The sequence below is a fragment of the Herbiconiux sp. L3-i23 genome, from assembly GCF_023734115.1.
In the GTDB taxonomy this organism is placed as follows: Bacteria; Actinomycetota; Actinomycetes; order Actinomycetales; family Microbacteriaceae; genus Naasia.
In genome coordinates, this window is the sequence record NZ_AP025737.1 from 2,116,392 (window position 1) to 2,135,724 (window position 19,333).

Annotated in this window: 21 protein-coding genes; 14 read left to right on the forward strand and 7 right to left on the reverse strand. The window is 70.0% G+C overall.

The window, feature by feature from the left end:
* Positions 1-24: 24 nt before the first annotated feature.
* Together NGH83_RS10060 and NGH83_RS10065 are read left to right on the forward strand one after the other, a co-directional pair.
* Positions 25-1,689 (forward strand): FAD-binding dehydrogenase, encoded by a 1,665-nt coding sequence (locus NGH83_RS10060; protein ID WP_371872654.1) that lies wholly within the window; start codon positions 25-27, stop codon positions 1,687-1,689.
* Positions 1,686-2,564 (forward strand): aminoglycoside phosphotransferase family protein, encoded by an 879-nt coding sequence (locus tag NGH83_RS10065; RefSeq protein WP_251856124.1) that lies wholly within the window; start codon positions 1,686-1,688, stop codon positions 2,562-2,564. The genes NGH83_RS10060 and NGH83_RS10065 overlap by 4 nt, the downstream gene beginning before the upstream one ends.
* Before the next feature lie 68 nt (positions 2,565-2,632).
* Here NGH83_RS10065 and NGH83_RS10070 read toward each other — a convergent pair whose 3' ends face one another.
* The gene (locus NGH83_RS10070) at positions 2,633-3,313 is read right to left on the reverse strand and encodes a hypothetical protein (RefSeq protein ID WP_251856125.1); all 681 of its coding nucleotides are present in this window, start codon (positions 3,311-3,313) and stop codon (positions 2,633-2,635) included.
* 93 nt (positions 3,314-3,406) lie between these two features.
* Between NGH83_RS10070 and NGH83_RS10075 the strand changes: the two genes are divergently transcribed.
* Complete coding sequence (locus NGH83_RS10075; RefSeq protein WP_251858506.1) at positions 3,407-4,252, forward strand: acyl-CoA thioesterase II; 846 nt, start codon at positions 3,407-3,409, stop codon at positions 4,250-4,252.
* Between the two features lie 237 nt (positions 4,253-4,489).
* Positions 4,490-4,612, forward strand: coding sequence for a 50S ribosomal protein L36 (locus tag NGH83_RS10080; RefSeq protein WP_251856126.1), 123 nt, complete (start codon positions 4,490-4,492; stop codon positions 4,610-4,612).
* Between the two features lie 70 nt (positions 4,613-4,682).
* On the opposite strand, the gene NGH83_RS10085 is transcribed toward NGH83_RS10080, so the two are convergent.
* The 6 genes from NGH83_RS10085 to msrA form a co-directional block, all read right to left on the reverse strand.
* Positions 4,683-5,147, reverse strand: coding sequence for a thioesterase family protein (locus NGH83_RS10085; protein WP_251856127.1), 465 nt, complete (start codon positions 5,145-5,147; stop codon positions 4,683-4,685).
* Between the two features lie 191 nt (positions 5,148-5,338).
* Entirely contained in the window at positions 5,339-7,021 is a 1,683-nt protein-coding gene (ettA, locus tag NGH83_RS10090) for an energy-dependent translational throttle protein EttA (RefSeq protein WP_251856128.1), read from the reverse strand.
* A 53-nt stretch (positions 7,022-7,074) separates the two neighbouring features.
* The gene (locus NGH83_RS10095; RefSeq protein WP_251856129.1) at positions 7,075-7,536 is read right to left on the reverse strand and encodes a hypothetical protein; all 462 of its coding nucleotides are present in this window, start codon (positions 7,534-7,536) and stop codon (positions 7,075-7,077) included.
* A gap of 178 nt (positions 7,537-7,714) precedes the next feature.
* Positions 7,715-8,200 (reverse strand): single-stranded DNA-binding protein, encoded by a 486-nt coding sequence (locus NGH83_RS10100; RefSeq protein ID WP_251856130.1) that lies wholly within the window; start codon positions 8,198-8,200, stop codon positions 7,715-7,717.
* A 258-nt stretch (positions 8,201-8,458) separates the two neighbouring features.
* On the reverse strand, positions 8,459-8,665 hold the full coding sequence (locus NGH83_RS10105) for a hypothetical protein (RefSeq protein WP_251856131.1): 207 nt from the start codon (positions 8,663-8,665) through the stop codon (positions 8,459-8,461).
* Positions 8,666-8,734: 69 nt separating this feature from the next.
* Positions 8,735-9,262: a peptide-methionine (S)-S-oxide reductase MsrA gene (gene msrA, locus NGH83_RS10110; RefSeq protein ID WP_251856132.1), complete on the reverse strand. Its 528-nt coding sequence runs from the start codon at positions 9,260-9,262 to the stop codon at positions 8,735-8,737.
* Between the two features lie 126 nt (positions 9,263-9,388).
* Between msrA and mgrA the strand changes: the two genes are divergently transcribed.
* The 10 genes from mgrA to NGH83_RS10160 all read left to right on the forward strand — a co-directional run bounded on the left by mgrA (position 9,389) and on the right by NGH83_RS10160 (position 19,333).
* Complete coding sequence (gene mgrA / locus NGH83_RS10115; protein ID WP_251856133.1) at positions 9,389-10,390, forward strand: L-glyceraldehyde 3-phosphate reductase; 1,002 nt, start codon at positions 9,389-9,391, stop codon at positions 10,388-10,390.
* Between the two features lie 5 nt (positions 10,391-10,395).
* Positions 10,396-11,364: a DMT family transporter gene (locus tag NGH83_RS10120; RefSeq protein WP_251856134.1), complete on the forward strand. Its 969-nt coding sequence runs from the start codon at positions 10,396-10,398 to the stop codon at positions 11,362-11,364.
* A 57-nt stretch (positions 11,365-11,421) separates the two neighbouring features.
* Positions 11,422-11,685, forward strand: coding sequence for a hypothetical protein (locus NGH83_RS10125; RefSeq protein ID WP_251856135.1), 264 nt, complete (start codon positions 11,422-11,424; stop codon positions 11,683-11,685).
* Positions 11,686-11,718: 33 nt separating this feature from the next.
* Positions 11,719-12,549 carry a hypothetical protein gene (locus tag NGH83_RS10130; RefSeq protein ID WP_251856136.1) on the forward strand — a complete coding sequence of 277 codons (831 nt, stop codon included), beginning with the start codon at positions 11,719-11,721 and terminating at the stop codon, positions 12,547-12,549.
* A gap of 838 nt (positions 12,550-13,387) precedes the next feature.
* Complete coding sequence (locus NGH83_RS10135) at positions 13,388-13,822, forward strand: MarR family winged helix-turn-helix transcriptional regulator (protein WP_251856137.1); 435 nt, start codon at positions 13,388-13,390, stop codon at positions 13,820-13,822.
* Positions 13,819-15,048, forward strand: a complete 1,230-nt coding sequence (locus tag NGH83_RS10140) for an MFS transporter (protein WP_251856138.1) — start codon at positions 13,819-13,821, stop codon at positions 15,046-15,048. Before NGH83_RS10135 ends, NGH83_RS10140 begins: the two co-directional genes overlap by 4 nt.
* A gap of 87 nt (positions 15,049-15,135) precedes the next feature.
* A complete protein-coding gene (locus NGH83_RS10145; protein WP_251856139.1) occupies positions 15,136-16,398 on the forward strand; it encodes a sensor histidine kinase in 1,263 nt (420 codons plus the stop codon).
* Entirely contained in the window at positions 16,395-17,108 is a 714-nt protein-coding gene (locus tag NGH83_RS10150; protein WP_251856140.1) for a response regulator transcription factor, read from the forward strand. Before NGH83_RS10145 ends, NGH83_RS10150 begins: the two co-directional genes overlap by 4 nt.
* Before the next feature lie 78 nt (positions 17,109-17,186).
* Positions 17,187-17,942 carry an ABC transporter ATP-binding protein gene (locus NGH83_RS10155; protein ID WP_251856141.1) on the forward strand — a complete coding sequence of 252 codons (756 nt, stop codon included), beginning with the start codon at positions 17,187-17,189 and terminating at the stop codon, positions 17,940-17,942.
* On the forward strand, positions 17,939-19,333 hold the full coding sequence (locus tag NGH83_RS10160; RefSeq protein WP_251856142.1) for an FtsX-like permease family protein: 1,395 nt from the start codon (positions 17,939-17,941) through the stop codon (positions 19,331-19,333). The genes NGH83_RS10155 and NGH83_RS10160 overlap by 4 nt, the downstream gene beginning before the upstream one ends.

Genomic DNA, 19,333 nt, shown 5'->3' on the forward strand with positions numbered 1-19,333 from the left:
GGTGTCCCGTGACGAGGAGGTCACGTGACGGGTATCGCGGATGCGCTGGAATTCGACGCCATCGTGGTGGGAGCGGGGCTGGCGGGACTCGCCGCCGCCGCCGAGCTGATCGCCGCGGGGCGCCGCGTCGCGATCGTCGACCAGGAGCCGGAGGGCGCGCTCGGCGGACAGGCGTGGTGGTCGTTCGGTGGACTCTTCCTCGTCGACTCCCCCGAGCAGCGCCGCATGGGCGTGAAGGACAGCCTCGAACTCGCCCGGCAGGACTGGTTCGCCTCGGCGGGCTTCGACCGCCCCGAGGATCACTGGCCCCGCGAGTGGGCAGAGGCCTACCTCGACTTCGCCGCCGGCGAGAAGCGGGCGTGGCTGCACGAGATGGGGGTGCGCTGGTTCCCGATCGTCGGGTGGGCGGAGCGCGGCGGCCAGACGGCGACCGCCCACGGCAACTCGGTGCCGCGCTTCCACATCACCTGGGGCACCGGGCCCGGCATCGTGGCGCCCTTCGAAGCGCGGGTCCGCGCCGCCGCGGAGGCGGGCCTCGCGACCATCCGGTCCCGCCACCGCGTCGACGAGCTCCTCGTCGAGAGCGGGGCGGTCATCGGCGTGCGCGGCGCCGTCCTCGCGCCGAGCAGCGTGGAGCGGGGCGTCTCGAGCAGTCGCGACACGGTCGGCGAGTTCGAATTCCGCGCCCCCGCCGTCGTGCTCACCACCGGCGGAATCGGCGGCGACCACGACCTGGTTCGCAACTCCTGGCCCGAGCGGCTGGGCGCCGCTCCGTCGGAGCTGCTGTCGGGTGTGCCGGCGTCGGTCGATGGACGCGGGCTCGAGATCGCGCAGGACGCGGGCGCGCGCGTCATCAACGGCGACCGCATGTGGCATTACGTCGAGGGCATCGCCAACCACTCGTCGGTGTGGCCGATGCACGGCATCAGGATCCTGCCGGGGCCGTCGTCGCTGTGGCTCGACCCGACCGGGCGCCGCCTGCCCGCTCCCCTCTTCCCCGGTTTCGACACGCTCGCAACGCTCGATCATCTGACCCGCAACGGGCACTCGCACAGCTGGTTCGTCCTGACGCGGAAGATCGTCGAGAAGGAGTTCGCCCTGTCGGGCAGCGAGCAGAACCCGGATCTCACCGGCAAGGACCTGCGTCTCCTCGCGAAGCGGGTCGCCCCCGGCGCCCCGGCGCCGGTGCAGGCCTTCGTCGAACGCGGCGAGGACTTCGTCGTCGCCGACACCCTCGACGACCTGATCGACGGGATGCAGCGGCTCACCCCCGAGCATCCGATCGACCGCGCCCAGGTCGAGCGAGAGGTTCTCGCCCGTGACCGCGAGATGGACAACGAGTTCACGAAGGATGCGCAGATCCACGCGATCCGCAACGCCCGGAAGTACCGCGGCGACCGCCTGATCCGCGTCGCGACCCCGCACAAGCTGCTCGACACGAAGGCGGGTCCGCTCATCGCGGTGAAGCTGCACATCCTCACCCGCAAGAGCCTCGGCGGCATCGAGACCGACCTGTCGTCGCGGGCGCTTGGTACCGACGGGCAGCCGATCCCCGGCCTGTTCGCGGCGGGCGAGGTCGCGGGCTTCGGGGGCGGAGGGGTCCACGGCTACCGGTCGCTCGAGGGCACCTTCCTGGGCGGCTGCCTGTTCTCGGGACGGATCGCCGGCCGGGCCGCCGCGGACCGGTGACGGACGCCGCCGTTCCGCCCATCGACGTCGCCCTCGTGCGACGGCTGATCGCGGCCCAGTTCCCGCAGTGGTCGGCACTGCCGGTCGCCGCAGTCGTGCCGGGCGGCTGGGACAACCGGACGTTCCGGCTCGGCGCCGATCTCTCCGTGCGGCTGCCGAGCGCGGCCCGATACGCGGCCGCCGTCGAGAAGGAGGCGCGGTGGCTGCCCGTGCTGGCGCCCCTACTGCCGCTCCCAATCCCGTCGGTCGTCGCGGTCGGAGCACCGGGTGAGGGATATCCGTTCGCCTGGTCGGTCCGCGATTGGCTGCCCGGACGCATTCCGGTGAGCGAAGCGATCCGCTCGTCGATCGGATTCCGCGACGCGCTCGCCGGTTTCCTGTCGGCGCTGCACTCCATCCCGAGCGCGGGGGGACCTGTGGCCGGCGCTCACTCCTTCCACCGCGGTGCGGACCTGCGCGTGTACGAGCGCGAGACGCTCGCCGCCGCGCACCGTCTCGGAGAGGAGGATCGCGAGCGCGCACTCGCGATCTGGTCCCGCGCGACGCTAAACCCCTATACGGGCCCGCGCCGCTGGTTCCACGGCGACATCGCGACGGGCAACCTGCTCGTCGCCGACTCGGGCGATCTGGCCGCCGTCATCGACTTCGGCACGAGCGGGGTCGGGGACCCGGCGTGCGACCTCGTCATCGCGTGGAACGAGTTCGACGCGTCGTCCCGCATGGCGTTCCTCGACCGCGTCGCCGACGACGCCGCGATGGTCGACCGCGCGCGCGGATGGGCACTGTGGAAGGCGCTGATCACGCTCGACTCCCCCGAGCCGGAGAAGTCGGAGTGGGCGCGCCGGGCGCTCGCCACCGTGCTCGCCGACGCCTGAGCGACAGGGCGGATCGACCGAAGCGGCCGTTCGTCCCGTCGACCCGGCGGTGCCGAGAAGCGCGAGTGTCAGCCGAGCAGCGACCAGGCCCGACGACGGACGAGAACGTGTCCGCGCTTCGACGAGACCCTCGACCACGGCCCCGACTCGTAGATCGGGATGACCTCGTCGGGGTCGCCGATGAAGCCCAGGCTGTACGCGGCGAAACCCACGCCGGCGGGCAGATGCTCGATCTCGGGGATGGGCCTGCCCCACACCTCGGAGCGCACGCGGTGCACGATCTGCTCGCCGGTTCCGGACGGGATCGCGGCGGCGACCTCGTCGATGCCTGCGCGCGCTGCGGACTCGAACACGGCGCCCGTCGTCTCGTCGACCTTCTTCCAGCCTCCGCGCGGGGGCGAGATCCCGGCCCACGTCACGGTGCTCACCTCGATCGGCAGCGAGATGGTCACCGGGCCCTCCGCGGGTCCCTGCGACTCGGCGCGCTTCAGCCGTTCGACGAGCGATCGGACGGGGACGACGACATCGAAGTCCGCATCCCGCCCGTCGAGCGCCATGGTGCGCAGCCCGAGCACGGTGGGGCTCTCATCGAGCAACCCGGACGGGTAGAAGATCGCCGTGTACACGGCGAGCACGCCGGAGCCCGCGATCATGCGGACGGACCCGTCTTCGACGCGGCCCGCGCGACCGAGATAGGTCGCGAGGTCGCCGACGGACGGGGAGTCGAGGAGGGAGAATGAACGGCTCATCTGCCCCTCTAAACTAGCTGACCACCGGGTCTGTTCCCTGTTCGGACCGACGGCCGAACGGAAGGACCTGGCGTGCAGGATCCCATCTCCTCGATGCTCTCCTCACTCGATCTCGTCGACACCGGCGCGCGCACCAATGAGGACATCTTCACCGGCCCCTCCGAGTGGACTCCGCAGCGGCGGGTGTTCGGCGGTCAGGTGCTCGCGCAGTCGATCACGGCGGCGATCCGCACCGTCGACGCCGACCGCGTCGTCCACTCCATGCACGGCTACTTCCTGCGTCCCGGCGACATCGAGCAGCCCATCACCTTCGCGGTCGACCGCATCCACGACGGGCGCTCGTTCTCAACCCGCCGCACGCAGGCGTACCAGGACGGCCAGCCGATCCTGTCGATGATCGCCTCGTTCCAGATCGAGGACGACGGGCTCGACCACCAGATCGACATGCCCGACGTGCCGGCACCCGAGGATCTGCCGACCGCGGCCGAGGTGCTCGGCGGACTCGACCATCCCGTCGCCCGGTTCTGGGCGACGCGGCGGCCGTTCGACATGCGCCACGCCCCGTCGCCCGTGTACCTCAAGGTGGACGGCGATCACGTCGCTCATCAGGCGGTGTGGTTCAAGGCGCTCGACGCCCTGCCCGACGATCCGAACCTGCACCGTGCCGCGCTGGCGTACGCGAGCGACTACACGATCCTCGAGTCCATCCTGCGGCGGCACGGGGTCGCCTGGGTGACGGCGGGACTCAAGATGGCGAGCCTCGATCACGCGATGTGGTGGCACCGGTTCGCCCGCGTCGATGACTGGCTGCTGTACGTGCAGGAGTCGCCGAGCGCGAGCGGCGGCCGAGGCCTGTCGCTCGGCCGCATCTACCGCCGCGACGGAGTGCTGGTCGCGAGCGTCGCCCAGGAGGGCATGGTCCGCCTCCCCCGCGACTGACCAGGGCCCTGGCACCTCAACCGCGGCGTCCCCGAACGCCGGCCCTCCGACACCGGTGGTACACGGATCAGGAGATTGTGCACGGATCAGGAGATGGTGCGCCGATCAGGAGTCTTCGGGCGCGACACGCCGTGTTCTGGGTGGGTCGATCCTGATCCGCGCACACCGCTCGGAGCGCACCGACTTGGGAAGATTTCTGCACGGTTCGGCGTTATATGGGATGGAAGCGAGGAAACCATGAAGGTTCGCAACTCGATCAGCTCGTTGAAGAAGATCCCCGGATCGCAGGTGGTACGCCGCCGCGGCCGCGTGTTCGTCATCAACAAGCGGAACCCGCGCATCACCGCCCGCCAGGGCTGACGCGCCAGCAGACGACAGAAGGGCCCGGACACGCGAGTGTCCGGGCCCTTCGCCGTTTCGTCGGCCGACGTCAGCGGCGGCTGAACTCGATGGGCGCCTCGATGTACGGCTCCCAGGCGGCGCGCTGCGCGTCGTCGATGCGACGCGGCTTGCCGGTGGTCGAGTCGACCATCACGAGAGTGGTCGCCGCCTTCGCGAACAGCACCCGCGGCTCGACGCCATCGGGCGAGAAGATCTCGTAGCAGAGCTTGAGGCTCGCGCCGCCGAGGTGTCCGATCCACAGTTCGATCGCGAGCGGAGCACGGGAGTACGGGATGGGCGCGAGGTACTCGACCTCCTGTCGCGCGATCAGCGTCATGCTGTCGGCGCCCGGCCGACCATCGAGGATGGCGGTGCCGGCGGATGATCCGTCATCCCGCGTCCAGAACGCCTCGATGCGGGCCTCTTCGAGGATGCGTAGCAGCTCGGCGTTGTTGACGTGCTGGTAGGCGTCGAAGTCGGACCAGCGCAGCTTGATCGGAACCGTGAGTCGCATAGTTCATCCTCCTGCTTCGGCGAGCGAGAACGCACGTTCCGGGTTTGTGTGCCCGCCGGAACGTGCGTGCAAGCCCGCATTATCGGATCCCAGAGGGTGGCGCGCACGTTGCGGCAGCTGGGGCCCGCCGCAACGTGCGCGCTCGCCCGGATCCCTCGCCGCAACCGTGCGACGTGGGGCCCAGCCCTCCCTCAGTCGCGGGTGAGCTTGCGGTAGGTGACGCGGCTCGGCTTCGCGGCCTCGGGGCCGAGGCGCTCGATCTTGTTCTCCTCGTAGGCGGCGAAGTTGCCCTCGAACCAGTACCAGTTGGCCGGGTCTTCCGGGGTGCCCTCGTAGGCGAGGATGTGGGTTGCGATCCGGTCGAGGAACCACCGGTCGTGCGTGATGACCACGGCGCAGCCCGGGTACTCGAGCAGAGCGTTCTCGAGGCTGCCGAGGGTTTCGACGTCGAGGTCGTTGGTCGGCTCGTCGAGGAGCAGCAGGTTGCCGCCCTGCTTCAGGGTCAGCGCGAGGTTCAGGCGATTGCGCTCACCACCCGAGAGCACGCCGGCCTTCTTCTGCTGGTCGGGGCCCTTGAAGCCGAACTGCGACACGTAGGCCCGCGAGGGGATCTCCTGCTTGCCGACCTGGATGTAGTCGAGCCCGTCGGAGACGACCTCCCACAGGTTCTTGTTCGGGTCGATGCCGCCGCGGCTCTGGTCGACGTACGAGATGTCGACCGTCTCGCCGATCTTCAGGTCGCCCGAGTCGAGCGGCTCGAGACCGACGATGGTCTTGAACAGGGTCGTCTTTCCGACACCGTTCGGGCCGATGACGCCGACGATGCCGTTGCGCGGCAGAGTGAAGCTGAGGTCGTCGATGAGGACGCGCTCGCCGAACGCCTTGTGCAGCTTCTTCGCGTCGATGACCTGCGACCCGAGTCGGGGACCGACGGGGATCGTGATCTCCTCGAAGTCGAGCACCCTCGTCTTCTCGGCCTCGGCCGCCATCTCCTCGTAGCGCGACAGACGCGCCTTCGACTTCGCCTGGCGGCCCTTCGCGTTGCTGCGCACCCAGTCGAGCTCGGTGCTGAGGCGCTTCGCGAGCTTCGCGTCCTTCTTGCCCTGCACCTCGAGGCGCGCACGCTTCTTCTCGAGGTAGGTGGAGTAGTTGCCCTCGTAGGGGTAGAGGTGACCGCGGTCGACCTCGGCGATCCACTCGGCCACGTTGTCGAGGAAGTACCGGTCGTGGGTGACGGCGAGCACGGCGCCCGGGTACTTCGACAGGAACTGCTCGAGCCAGAGCACGCTCTCGGCGTCGAGGTGGTTGGTGGGCTCGTCGAGGAGCAGCAGGTCGGGCTTCTGCAGCAGCAGCTTCGTGAGCGCGACCCGGCGCTTCTCACCGCCGGAGAGGTTCGTGACGGGCGAGTCGCCCGGCGGGGTGCGCAGCGCGTCCATCGCCTGCTCGAGCTGCGAGTCGAGGTCCCACGCGTCGGCGGCGTCGATGGCCTCCTGGAGGGTGCCCATCTCGGCGAGCAGGGCGTCGAAGTCGGCGTCGGGCTCGGCCATCAGCGCGGAGATCTCGTTGAACCGGTCGATCTTGCCCTTGATCTCGCCGACGCCCTCCTGGACGTTCTCGAGCACGGTCTTCGACTCGTCGAGCTGGGGCTCCTGCATGAGGATGCCGACGGTGTAGCCGGGGCTCAGCCGCGCCTCGCCGTTGCTCGGGGTGTCGAGCCCCGCCATGATGCGCAGGATGGTCGACTTACCGGCACCGTTCGGGCCGACGACTCCGATCTTCGCGCCGGGGAGGAACGACATGGTGACGTCGTCGAGGATGAGCTTGTCGCCGACCGCCTTGCGGGCGCGCACCATCGAGTAAATGTATTCGGCCATTGGTCAATCCTATTCGGCGCGAGCGCCGGCGTCTGAGCAGTCGACCGGGCCGCTCACCAGTCGATGGGGCGCGTCTCGCCGATCAGGCACCGGCCGGTGCTCAGCAGGTTCCGCGTCTGGGAGACGTACCCGGTGACCTGCCCGCTCTGCCCGATCAGGCAGCCGTCCGCGAACCGCACCGAGAACTGGATGCTGTCGGCCTGCAGGTCGACGGCGGTGCGGTCGGCGGTGAGCTCCATGGAGGCCTTGTCGAAGCCGGCGGCGACGAGCGAGTCGATGAAGGTGCGTCCGTCGGCACCCGCGTTCTGCGCGAGCGTCGCCTGGTTGACGTAGTCGAAGTACTCGCGGTTGCCCTCGGCCCCTGCCGTGGGCGAGAAGGTCGGAGCCACGGTCGGAGTGGCGGTCGGTGTCGGAGCCTTGGACGACGACTCGGTCGGTTCGGGCTCGTCGGCGATCGCGCAGCCGGCGAGCACCGACAGCACGAGCGCGGGCGCGAAGACGGACGCGAACAGCACGCGTGATCGACCGGTGCGCATCTTCCCCCGAACCCTTCGACGTGCAGCGAGCGCTCCCGAGTCTAGGCGGCGCACGTCGCGCGAAGGGTCGAGCACGCGAGGGTTCCGCGCGTCACCGCACGCGATTCAGTGTGCCCGCCAGTGGAGTCATCCGCTGCGCGCGTCCCGGCCCACGGTCTCAGAACGGTAATTCCTCATCGGTTCCGGGCGACGCCCACCCCGCCGTCACCGGCTGCGCCTCGCCGCCGCGCCGACCGTCGGCCGTCTCACCGTTCGGCGCGTCACCGCTGGAACCGCCGGAGCTCGTTGAGGTCGGACTCAGCACGGTGGTCCCCCGCCGCAGGTCGTGCCCCAGCGCGTCGGCCGTGATGGTCACATCGAGCCGCTCCGCTCCCGCATCGTCGCGCCACGTCCGCTGCTCGAGCCTTCCCCTCACGACGATCTGCTCGCCGACCTTGAGGGAATCCATGGCGTTGTCGCCGAGCCCCCGCCACGCCTTGACGGAGTACCAGTTGGTGCCGAGGTCGACCCACCGCCCGGCCTTCTCGTCGTAGCGGCTGCTGTTCGTCGCCATGCGGAACGAGACGAACGACCCGCTGTCGCCCACCTCGATCCGGCGTGGTGCCGTCGCGACGCGTCCGGTCGCGGAGATGTGATCGGTCATCAGGGTCCTCGTTTCTCGATGTGGTGCGGTGGTCTCCCCGACGTCCGACGACGTGCCGGTGCCGCCGGACATCGGGGAGCACGTCGATGATCCACGCCGGCTGCCCCGCCCTGCCGGCGATATCGGGCATCGGTGCAGTCCGACCGCGATTCGCGACCTGGGGAGGATCAGCGCGTGCGGTACCGACGCACGGCGGCATCCCCTCGGAGACGACGAACGCCCCGCCGGATCGGCGGGGCGTTCAAGGCGAAGAGAACCTCAGTGCTCTTCGAAGGTCACATCGGATCCGCGGTGGGCGGTGACCGCTCGCTTGGCGATCTCGAGCGTCTCGTAGACGCTCGACGAGCCGTCGCGGTCGAGTCGCCGCACCTCGAACCCGTCATCGGTGCGGTGGATCGACGCGATCGCGCCGTTCTCACCGAACGCCACCCAGGTCTTGCGGATCTCGGTCTGTGCCTCAGTCATCGCCACTCCTCCTCGAGTCGGACTGGACGCCGCCCGCGAAGAGCCGACGACGTCGTCAGACTCGAAAGGCTACGCCGCCTTGATGTACTCGGCGTAGGACTTACGGACCTTGTTCACCTTCGGCACAGCGACCGCCAAGCAGTAGCCCTGGTTCGGGTTCTTCGCGAAGAAGTCCTGGTGGTACTCCTCGGCGTCGAAGTACTCTCCGAGCGGCTCGATCTGGGTGACGATGGGACCGTCCCACCAGTCGGCGGCGCGCTCGGCCGCGGCCTCGAAGAGCGCCTTCTGCTCGTCGTTCGCGTAGTACATCGCCGATCGGTACTGGGTGCCGACGTCGTTGCCCTGACGGTTCAGCTGGCGCGGGTCGTGCAGGGTGAAGAACACGTCGAGGATGACCTCGCGCGGGATGACGTCGGGGTCGAAGGTGACCGCGACGGCCTCGGCGTGCCCGGTCGTGCCGGTGCAGACCAGCTCGTACGACGGGTTCGGCACGGCACCGCCGGTGTAACCCGACACCACCTCGGAGACGCCCTGCAGGTCGCGGTAGACCGCGTCGAGACACCAGAAACAACCACCGGCGAGAACGAAAGTCTCCATGGGAACTCCTTGGGATAACGGCCTCTCGTAGAGGCCTCGCTTCGATCGGCCACGATAGCCGAGCGCACATCTATGACAACCGATGGAACGTGCGCGGCATTCCGCGGCGTCACTAGGATCGGGCGGGTGAGCTACGTCGCCGCCGATGACCGTTATTCGACCCTCGACTACCGCCGTACCGGCCGCAGCGGACTGCTCCTCCCGCCGCTGTCGCTCGGACTGTGGCACAACTTCGGCGACGAGCGCAGCAGCGGCTCGCAGCGGGCGATCCTGCGTCGCGCCTTCGACCGCGGGGTGACCCACTTCGACCTCGCCAACAACTACGGCCCGCCTCCCGGATCGGCCGAGACGAACTTCGGACGCGCGCTCGCCACCGACTTCGCGTCCTACCGCGACGAGCTCGTCATCTCGACCAAGGCCGGCTACGACATGTGGGACGGCCCGTACGGAGACTGGGGCTCCCGCAAGTACCTGCTGTCCTCGCTCGACGCGAGCCTCGGCCGCATGGGCCTCGACTACGTCGACATCTTCTACCACCACCGTCCCGACCCCGAAACGCCGATCGAGGAGACGGCGGGCGCTCTCGCCTCGGCGGTCACCAGCGGCAAGGCGTTGTACGTCGGCATCTCGAACTACTCGCCCGAGCAGACCGAGGCGATGGTCGAGGCGCTCGACGCGCACGGCATCCACCTCCTCATCCACCAGCCCCGCTACTCGATGTTCGACCGTCACATCGAGCGCGGACTGTTCCCCGTGCTCGAGAAGCACGGCGTCGGATCGATCGTCTTCTCGCCGCTCGCGCAGGGCATGCTCACGAACCGGTACCTCGACGGCACGGTGCCCTCCGATTCGCGCGCCGCGACGAGCCGCTTCCTGTCGGAGGACGCGCTCGACGACACGTATCTCTCGCGCGCCCGCGCCCTCGATGAGATCGCGAAGGGCCGCGGCCAGAGCCTCGCGCAGCTCGCCCTCTCGTGGGTGCTGCGGCAGAAGGCCGTCACCTCGGCCCTCATCGGGGCCTCGAGCCCCGAGCAGCTCGATGAGAACCTGAAGGCGCTCGACGCTCCCGCGCTCACGGACGACGAGCTCGCGGCGATCGAGCCGTACGCGGTGGACGGCACGGTCTGACCCGAGTGGGCTACGTCTGGGCGGTTCTCTCGGCGATCCTGTTCGGGATCAACGGAAGTGTCGCGAAGGTCGCGATCGAGGCCGGCATCACGGCGGCGCAGCTCACCTTCTTCCGATCGATCGGCGCGGCCGTACTCTGCGCTGTGGCGCTCCTCATCGTCGATCGCCGAGGATTCCGCCCCGACCGCCGATCCCTGCTCGGGTTCGCCGTGCTCGGTCTCATCGGGGTCGCGGGTGTGCAGTGGCTCTACGCCATGGCGATCTCGCGGCTGCCGGTCGGCATCGCGCTGATGATCGAGTACCTGGGCGTGCCGCTCGTCGCGTTGGCGGCCCTCGTGCTCTTCCGCGAGCGGATCCGACCGCGTCTCTGGGCGGGGATCGCACTCATGCTCGCGGGGCTCGCCGTGGTCGCGCAGGTCTGGGATTCGCGCCTCGACGCGCTCGGGTTAATCTTCGCCGTGCTGGCCGCGGTGGCGCTCGCCGTCTACTTCATCGTCGGCGAACGCGGCGTCCGGTCGTCGTCGCCGCTGGCGGTGGGGTTCTGGTCGATGCTCACGGCCGCGGTGTTCTGGAGCCTGTTCAGCGGCTGGTGGGAAATCGACCCCGCGGTCTTCGGCAGGAGCGTCGCGCTCGAGGGCGTGCCCGGAGTCGAGCCGCCCGTGTGGGTCGCGCTCATCTGGATCGTCGCCCTCGGCTCGTTCGCCCCGTTCGTGCTGAGCTTCCTCGCCCTGCGCACACTCGGCGCGACCCGCGGTGGAGTGCTCGCGTCAGCCGAGGTCGTGTTCGCCTTCGCGGCAGCATGGTTGCTGCTCGGCGAGTCGCTCGATCTGCTGCAGCTGCTCGGCGGCGCGGCGGTGATCGCGGGCATCGTGCTCGCCCAGACGGCACGCCCCGGCACCGCCGTCGACGCGGATCTCGCGCTCCCGCCGCCGACGGATCCGCCACGGCGCGAGCGTGTCGGAGGCTGGTCGTAGCGTCCTCGAGTACCGGATCACACGAGAAGAATCCGATCCCGCTCGAGGAGCCACCCCGTGTCAACGCTCAGCACCGCCAGCCGTTCCTCGCACCCCGTCATCGGCCGGGCCGCCGCAGGGCTCGGCTTCACGCAGCTCAACAACGGTCTCTGGCGGGTCACCCGCGCCGACGGGTCGGTGCTCGGCTACGTCGAGCAGCCCGACGTCGGCAAGGGCGGCGCCTACGTGGCGAAGCGACTCGGCAACGACCGCCGTTCCTTCTTCACCCTCGGCGATTTCCGGTCGTTCTCCGAAGCGCTCGAGTGCCTGCGGTTCTCCTGAGTCCCGGCCGACTCGAGAGGTATAGTCCGGGGCATGCAGTGGTGGAACGACTTCGTGGACTGGTTCTATTCGGACTCGGGTGAGCGGGTGATCCTCGGGGCGGTGGTCCCGTTCGTCGCCATCATCGTCGCCGCGCTGGTCGCCGGAGCGGTCGCTCGGGGTGGCATGAAGCGGCTCATCAGCAGCCGTGATCGCGAGCTGAAGGCCGCCGCGGTCAGCAGCCTCGTCGACGCCGCCCGTCAGGCGTCCACCTGGAACTCGCTCACCCCGCACGAGCAGGCGCTGGCCGACCGTTCCGCCTCGTCGGCCGATGTGCAGCTGCGTCTGCTGCCCATCGCGGGCGCTTCGGTCGCCGCGAACTGGGCTGGCCACGAGATCCGCCAGTTCAAGCGCGCGTCCGCCACCTACTCGGTGCAGTTCGACGCGCCGCTCGCCGAGTTCCGCGACCGCCTGCTCGACTGGCAGCAGCACCCGCGCCGCGCCCGCAAGATCTTCGAAAGCGACCTCGAGCGCTGGAACACGGAGACCTCCCGCGAGGACCGCGAGCTGCAGGAGCAGCAGGACGCCTGGGTCGCCCAGCAGCACGCGCAGAAGTTCACCCCGGCGCCGGCGGCCGCCGACACTCCCCCGAGCCCGCTCCTCGCGACCGCCCCGAGTGCCGCCGAGCAGCCGGCGGCGAGCACGCCGGCCCCGTCGACGGAGTCCACCACTCCCCCGTCGAGGCCGTCGGTTCCGGTGGTCACCGAGTCCCGTTCCGACCACGACGACGAGCCCGGCCAGGTCGAGGCTCCCACCGACGACTCCTACGCTCCCCCGGTGTCGGCGAGCACTGTGCGACGCCGCAACGAGGCCCCAGAAGCCTGAGAGGAAACGAGCTCCGCGCGCGGAGAACGCAGCAGAGGACGGCGAGCGATCGCCGTCCTCTTCTCTTTGCGGGATCGCATCCCTGGTCATGGAGAAGGCCGTCCACGGCCGTCGCGAAATGACGCGGTTGCAGATTCGCCAAAGCAGCGCACCGCGAAGTCGAGTCGCATCGCGACGGCCGCGAGCGGCCTCCTCAGCGACCAGTGAAGGCACGCTCCTTCGTATCGCTTCGCTCAACAGGCGGGCAAAGTCGCGTCCCGGTCATTGAGGAGGCCGTCCACGGCCGTCGCGAAATGACAGAGGTCCCAGACCCGCCAGAGCAGCGGACCGCACAGTTGCGTCGCATCGCGACGGCCGCGAGCGGCCTCCTCAGCGACCAGTGAAAGCGGCGCCCGTTGAGCGCGGCGATACGCAGGCAACCGCTACGGCTCCTTCGTATCGCTTCGCGGGGCGGGCGGAGAGAGTCGAATCCCGGTCATTGAGGAGGCCGTCCACGGCCGTCGCGAAATGACAGAGGTCGCAGATCCGCCGGAGCAGCGACCGCACAGTTGCGTCGCATCGCGACGGCCGCGAGCGGCCTCCTCAGCGACCAGTGAAGGCACGATCCTTCGTATCGCTTCGCTCAACGGGCGGGCAAAGCCGCGTCCCGGTCATTGAGGAGGCCGTCCACGGCCGTCGCGAAATGACATGAGTCGCCGATCCGCCGCACTGGCGCATCAGAAGTTCCTGTCGCATGGCGACGGCCGCGGGCGGCCTCCTTCGCGACCAATAGACCTGCCGGTTCGCTCTGCGCGAGCACACATAGCTCGGCTATATAGCTGAGCTATGATTGTCGTTCGTGAACGAGACAAACGACACCATCGAATCCCTCATCGTCTCGGCCTACCGTCTCACTCGCGTCGCGACGCAGAGCACCGGAGACCAGACCTCCCCCGCCGTCTGGCGGACCCTGTCGATCCTCACGCAGGACGGCCCCATGCGCCTCGGTCAGCTCGCCACCGCGAGCCGGGTCGCGCAGCCCACCATGACGAAGATCGTGCAGAACCTCGCCTCCGACGACTGGGTGCTGCGCATCGCCGACGTCGAGGACGCCCGCTCGTGGCTGATCGACATCTCCCCGAAGGGCCGGCAGAAGCTCGCCGACTGGCGCGTGCGCGTCACGCAGGCCGCCGAGCCGCTGTTCGACGACCTGACCGCCGGCGAGTGGAGCACGTTGCGCGACGCCGCCGCGATCCTGCAGAGCCGCCTCGTCAGCCAGGCGGTCGCGGCGTGAGCGCCGGCGCCTCGTCCTCGCAGATCTTCCGTCAGCCCCGCACCGTGTGGGCGGTCGCGTTCGCAAGCGTGGTCGCCTTCATGGGCATCGGACTCGTCGACCCGATCCTCCCGAAGATCGCGGCGGATCTCGACGCGACACCGACCGAGACGGAACTGCTGTTCACGAGCTACCTGCTGATCACCGGTCTCGCCATGCTCGTGACGAGCTGGGTCTCGTCCCGCATCGGCGCGAAGCGCACCCTGCTGGTCGGACTCGCCCTCATCGTCCTGTTCGCCGCGCTGGCAGCACTCAGCGGCAACGTGGAGATGGTGATCGGCTTCCGCGCCGGATGGGGACTCGGCAACGCCCTGTTCATCTCCACCGCACTCGCCACCATCGTCGGCGTCGCCACCGGTGGGACCGCGTCGGCGATCATCCTCTACGAAGCGGCGCTCGGTCTCGGCATCGCCATCGGTCCGCTGCTCGGCGGGCTGCTCGGCAGCATCAGCTGGCGCGGCCCGTTCTTCGGCACCGCAGCGCTGATGGCGGTCGGCTTCATCGCGATCCTCACCCTGCTGCGAAGCGAGAAGACCGAGAAGCCCACCCCGATCCCGTTCACCGCCCCGTTCCGGGCACTGCGCCAGCCCGCGCTGGCCGCGCTGGCCGCGACGGCGTTCCTCTACAACATCGGGTTCTTCATCCTGCTGGCCTACACGCCGTTCCCGCTCGGCTTCGACGCGCTCGGCATCGGCTTCACCTTCTTCGGTTGGGGCGTCGGACTCGCCATCACCTCGGTGTGGGTCGCGCCGATCCTCACGAGCCGGTTGCCGCGGACGACGGTGATCGCCATCGCGCTGCTCGTGCTCGCACTCGACCTCGTGTTCGCGGCCTTCGCGATCGCCTCCCCCGCCGCGCTGGTCGTGGCGGTCGTGGTGGGCGGACTCGTGCTCGGCGTCCTCAACACGGTGCTGACCGAGAGCGTGATGGAGGCGACGGACCTGCCGCGGTCAGTGGCGTCGTCCTCGTACTCCGCGGTGCGGTTCATCGGCGGCGCCGTCGCCCCACCGCTCGCCACCCTCCTCGCCGACACCGTGGCCGCCTCCACGCCGTACTTCGTCGCCGCCGTCGCCGTGCTGGCCGCCACCCTCGTCGTCCTGCTCTCGCGCCGCGCGCTCGCCCGAGTGAATGGCGGCGTCGAGCCTCCTCGCGTCGAGGCCCAGGCGATCGCTCTCGGCGACGCCTGATCCGATCGGTCGCGGTATACGGGCCGCGACCGATCTCATCCCTGCGGCCGATCTGCGCTCGAGACCCCGCGGCTAGGCTCGCCAGTCGTGACCGAGAAGCCCGTCGCCGCCTCAGGGGCCGCCTCCGCCTCGACGGGCGCGTTCTACCGCTTCCTCGCAGCGCATCCCCGCCTCGTCGACGCGGTCATCGCGAGTGCGGTGCTGTTCTTCACCGGGATGCCGTACCTCATCGTCGCGGCGGTCTCCATCGTCACCGGCTCGCCGGATGCTCCCGGCGAGCTCTTCGTGCTCGCCATCGAGCTCGCGCTCGTGGTGCCGCTGTTCTGGCGCCGCACCCATCCGGTCATCGCCGCCGCCGTCATGCTGGTGCCGTGCCTGATCCAGCTGATCTGGGACGTCGAGATCGTCGCCGGTCAGGTGGCGGTGCTGATCATCATCGCCGCCCTCGCCGGCTACGCGCCGCGATGGGCGTCCCGCGGCGGGTTGGCGCTCGCGCTCGTCGGCATCCTCCTGCTGGCGATCCGCACCTCCGGCTTCTCCAGCCAGGGCGGCCACCCCTGGATCGGCCTCGTGATCTTCACCGTGCTCGGCTGGTCGCTCGTGGGAGTGGCGTGGTTGACCGGCGACCAGACCCGCTCACGCCGGGTCGAGCGCGCCGCGCTCGCCGACCGCGCGGATCGGATCGAGCGGGAACGCGACCGCGAACTGAAGCTCGCCGCCGCCGACGAGCGCGCGCACATCGCTCGCGAGATGCACGACATCGTCGCGCACTCGCTCTCGATCATCGTCACGCAGGCCGACGGCGCACGGTACGCGGCACCGCCCGCCGCGGGTCCGGTGCTGCCCGCGCTCGAGGCGATCGCCGAGACCGCCCGCACCTCGCTCTCCGACATGCGGCGCCTGCTCGGCGTCTTCCGCGCCGACGAGGACGCCCCGACGGCGCCGTCGCCGCGGGTCGCCGAGATCCCCGCGCTGCTCGACGCCGTGCGCGCCTCGGGGCTCGCGGTGCGCTTCACCACATCGGGCGAGCGGAATCGACCAGAGCTGCCGATGGGTGCCGAGCTCGTGCTCTACCGGGTGATCCAGGAATCGCTCACCAACGTGCTGAAGCATGCCGGTGGCGGCGCTCATGCGGAGGTTGACCTCGCGTGGGGCGCCCGAGAGGTCGTCGTCAGCGTGTCGGACAACGGGCGCGGCATGGCCGCAGAGCAGCACGACCCCGGACACGGCCTCCACGGCATGCGCGAGCGACTCGCGCTCTACGGCGGAGGACTCGCGGTCGGTGAGTCGCCCGCCGGCGGGGTCTCGGTGCGGGCGTCGCTGCCCTACGAACGGGAGCTCGGAACATGACGGAAGCGCACAGCGAGACCCCCACCATCCGAGTGGCGGTGGTCGACGACCAAGCCCTCGTGCGCGGCGGGCTCTCGATGCTGATCGCGTCGCAGCCCGACATGACGGTGGCCGTCGAGGCGTCCGACGGGCAGGAAGCGCTCGACATTCTGACCCGGACACCCGTCGACGTAGTGCTCATGGATGTCCGCATGCCGCGCGTCGATGGCCTCGAAGCGACGCGGCGACTGCTCGACGGGCGCGCCGACGGACCCAAAGTGGTCATGCTCACCACGTTCGACCTGGACGAGTACGTGCTCGCCGCCATCCGGGTCGGCGCGAGCGGCTTCCTGTTGAAGGACGCGCGTCCGGAGCAGCTGCTCGAGGCCGTTCGCACCGTCGCGCGTGGCGACGCCGTCATCGCCCCCTCGATGACCCGCAGGCTGCTCGACCACGTCGCCCCGCTCATCGCCGCAGAGCCCGCGGTGGTGAGCGACGCCGCACGCCTCGTCGCCACCCTCACCGAGCGGGAGCGCGACGTGTTCCTGCTGATCGCCGCGGCGCGATCGAACGCCGAGATCGCCTCCGACCTCTTCCTCTCCGAGGCGACGGTGAAGACGCATGTCGCGCACATCCTCACCAAGCTCGGCGCCCGCGACCGGGTGCAGGCGGTCGTGGTCGCCTACGAGGCCGGCGTGGTCGGGCCGAGTTCATCTCATCCGAAGGGATGACATCGCGCCGGTCAGTGGGCGCCGATCTCGCCCGCCGGGCCGATTCGACGGCGGCAGGCCGTTCGTAGCGTTGAGGGCATGCCGAACAACACACCAGCCCTCTCCGCCGCGTCCGCCGTCGGCGTCACCAAGGTCTTCGGATCCGGGGACGGCGCCGTGCACGCCCTCCGCGGCGTCGACCTCGAGATCAGCCGCGGCCGCGTCACCGCCATCATGGGGCAGTCCGGGTCGGGCAAGTCGACGCTCCTGCAGGTGATGGCGGGGCTCGAGCCGCCGACCGAGGGTCGGGTGCTGCTCGGCGACGAGGTCATCAGCGCGATGGGCGACGAGCAGCTCACCCGCCTCCGCCGCACCCGGATGGGCTTCGTCTTCCAGTCGTTCAACCTGCTGCCCGCCCTCGACGCCCTCGAGAACATCCGGCTGCCCTTCCTGCTCGCCGGCCGCTCCGTCGATCGCGACACGGAAGCCTGGATCCAGCTGCTCGTCGACCGGCTCGGCCTGCGCGAGCGGGTCACGCACCGCCCGCAGCAGCTGTCGGGCGGCCAGCAGCAGAGGGTCGCGATCGCGCGGGCCCTCGCGACCCGACCCGACGTGCTGTTCGCCGACGAACCGACCGGAAGCCTCGACAGCGCGTCGAGCCGCGACGTGCTCGACCTCCTCCGCACCGCGTCGGCCGAATGGGGGCAGACCGTCGTGCTCGTCACTCACGACCCCGTCGCCGCGAGCACCGCCGACCGCATCGTGCGCATGGCAGACGGCCGCATCGTCGACGACTGGGATGGCGGCACCGCCGAGCAGATCGCGGAGCGCATGCTCGAGGGGAGCATCCGATGAAGATCTGGGCTCTTCGCGAACTGCGCGAATCGGCCGGACGCTACTCGGCGAGCGTCGCCGTGGTCGCGGTCGTCTCGGCGTTCGCCGTGCTGCTCCTCGAGACGATCGCGGTCTTCGGCGCTGCACTGCGTCAGGCCGGATTCGACGGGGTCGAATCGGTGCAGGCGGGCCTCCTGAGCGTCGGGGTCGTCTTCCTCGGCATCGCCGTGCTCGTCGCCGCGATCGTCATCAGCAACACGTTCTCGATGGTCTACGCCGGTAGGGTGCGCGACATCGCGCTGTTGCGCCTCGTCGGCGCGACCGGCGCTCAGGTGCGCCGCACATCGCTGCTCGACGGCGCCGCGGTCGGTCTCGCCGGCGCCGTGCTCGGCATCGCCGCGGGCGCTCTGCTGAGCATCGCCGGCATCTCCGCGATCAATGCGTCGGCCGGCGCAGAACTCGCATTCCTGATCGAGCCGCAGATCGTGCTCGTGCCGCTGCTTGGCTCGCTGCTGGCGACCATCGGCGCGTCCTACGCGGGATCGCGCACCGTCTCACGCGTCGCTCCGGGCGAGGCGGGACGCTCGATGCCCGAAGGGCAACGCATCCCGGAGCGGGCGTCGCGGGTCCGCGTCGTCGTCGGCATCGTGCTCTTCGCGCTCGGCACCGGTCTGCTGCTGCTCGGGGTCGCCGTCGGAGCGGTGTCGCCGTTCGGCATCCTCGTCGCCTTCCCCGGCGGGGTGCTGTCGATCATCGGCGTGATCGTCGGAGCACCGGTGCTGCTGCCGCCGGTACTCGCCCTCGGCGCTCGGCTGATGCCGCGCGGCGCGGCCGCACGGCTCGCCGGAGCGAACCTCCGCCACGACCCGGTCCGCACCGCGCGAACCGTTCTCGCGATGGTGATCGGCGTCACCCTGCTGACCATGTTCACGGTCGCCGGTCAGATGTTCATCGCCTCGACGCGCGACTACCTCGGCGACGAGGCGGCCGGGGTGTCGGAGGTCATCGACGGGTTGCTCACCGCCGTGTACGTGTTGACCTCGTTCTCGGTGATCGTCGCCGCGATCGGCCTCGGCAGCACCTTGTCGATGTCGGTGCTGCAGCGGCGACGCGAACTCGGAGTGCTGCGCGCCCTCGGGCTCACGACCCGTCAGTCGCGCGGAATGCTGCTGGCCGAGAGCCTGCTCATCTCGGCGGTCGGCATCGTCGTCGGACTCGCCCTGGGCATCGGCTACGGCTTCGTCGGCGCGAACTCGGTGCTCGGATCGCAGTCGTTCCAACTGCCGAGCGTGCCGCCGCCGTTCCTGCTCGCAGTGATCGCAGGCGGCCTGGCCTTCGGCGCCATCGCGTCGCTCGCCCCCGGAGTGCGCGCGAGCCGCATACCGCCGGCCGAGGCCCTGCGCGAGGCCTGA

What these genes read in the sequence shown, in the direction of transcription:
- NGH83_RS10075 (WP_251858506.1), top strand. Translation starts at nt 3,407, where the DNA reads ATGCTCTCCTCACTCGATCTCGTCGACACCGGCGCGCGCACCAATGAG.
- ettA (WP_251856128.1), bottom strand. Translation starts at nt 7,021, where the DNA reads ATGGCCGAATACATTTACTCGATGGTGCGCGCCCGCAAGGCGGTCGGC.
- NGH83_RS10080 (WP_251856126.1), top strand. Translation starts at nt 4,490, where the DNA reads ATGAAGGTTCGCAACTCGATCAGCTCGTTGAAGAAGATCCCCGGATCG.
- NGH83_RS10085 (WP_251856127.1), bottom strand. Translation starts at nt 5,147, where the DNA reads ATGCGACTCACGGTTCCGATCAAGCTGCGCTGGTCCGACTTCGACGCC.
- NGH83_RS10105 (WP_251856131.1), bottom strand. Translation starts at nt 8,665, where the DNA reads ATGACTGAGGCACAGACCGAGATCCGCAAGACCTGGGTGGCGTTCGGT.
- NGH83_RS10160 (WP_251856142.1), top strand. Translation starts at nt 17,939, where the DNA reads ATGAAGATCTGGGCTCTTCGCGAACTGCGCGAATCGGCCGGACGCTAC.
- NGH83_RS10155 (WP_251856141.1), top strand. Translation starts at nt 17,187, where the DNA reads ATGCCGAACAACACACCAGCCCTCTCCGCCGCGTCCGCCGTCGGCGTC.
- NGH83_RS10070 (WP_251856125.1), bottom strand. Translation starts at nt 3,313, where the DNA reads ATGAGCCGTTCATTCTCCCTCCTCGACTCCCCGTCCGTCGGCGACCTC.
- NGH83_RS10150 (WP_251856140.1), top strand. Translation starts at nt 16,395, where the DNA reads ATGACGGAAGCGCACAGCGAGACCCCCACCATCCGAGTGGCGGTGGTC.
- NGH83_RS10130 (WP_251856136.1), top strand. Translation starts at nt 11,719, where the DNA reads ATGCAGTGGTGGAACGACTTCGTGGACTGGTTCTATTCGGACTCGGGT.
- NGH83_RS10100 (WP_251856130.1), bottom strand. Translation starts at nt 8,200, where the DNA reads ATGACCGATCACATCTCCGCGACCGGACGCGTCGCGACGGCACCACGC.
- msrA (WP_251856132.1), bottom strand. Translation starts at nt 9,262, where the DNA reads ATGGAGACTTTCGTTCTCGCCGGTGGTTGTTTCTGGTGTCTCGACGCG.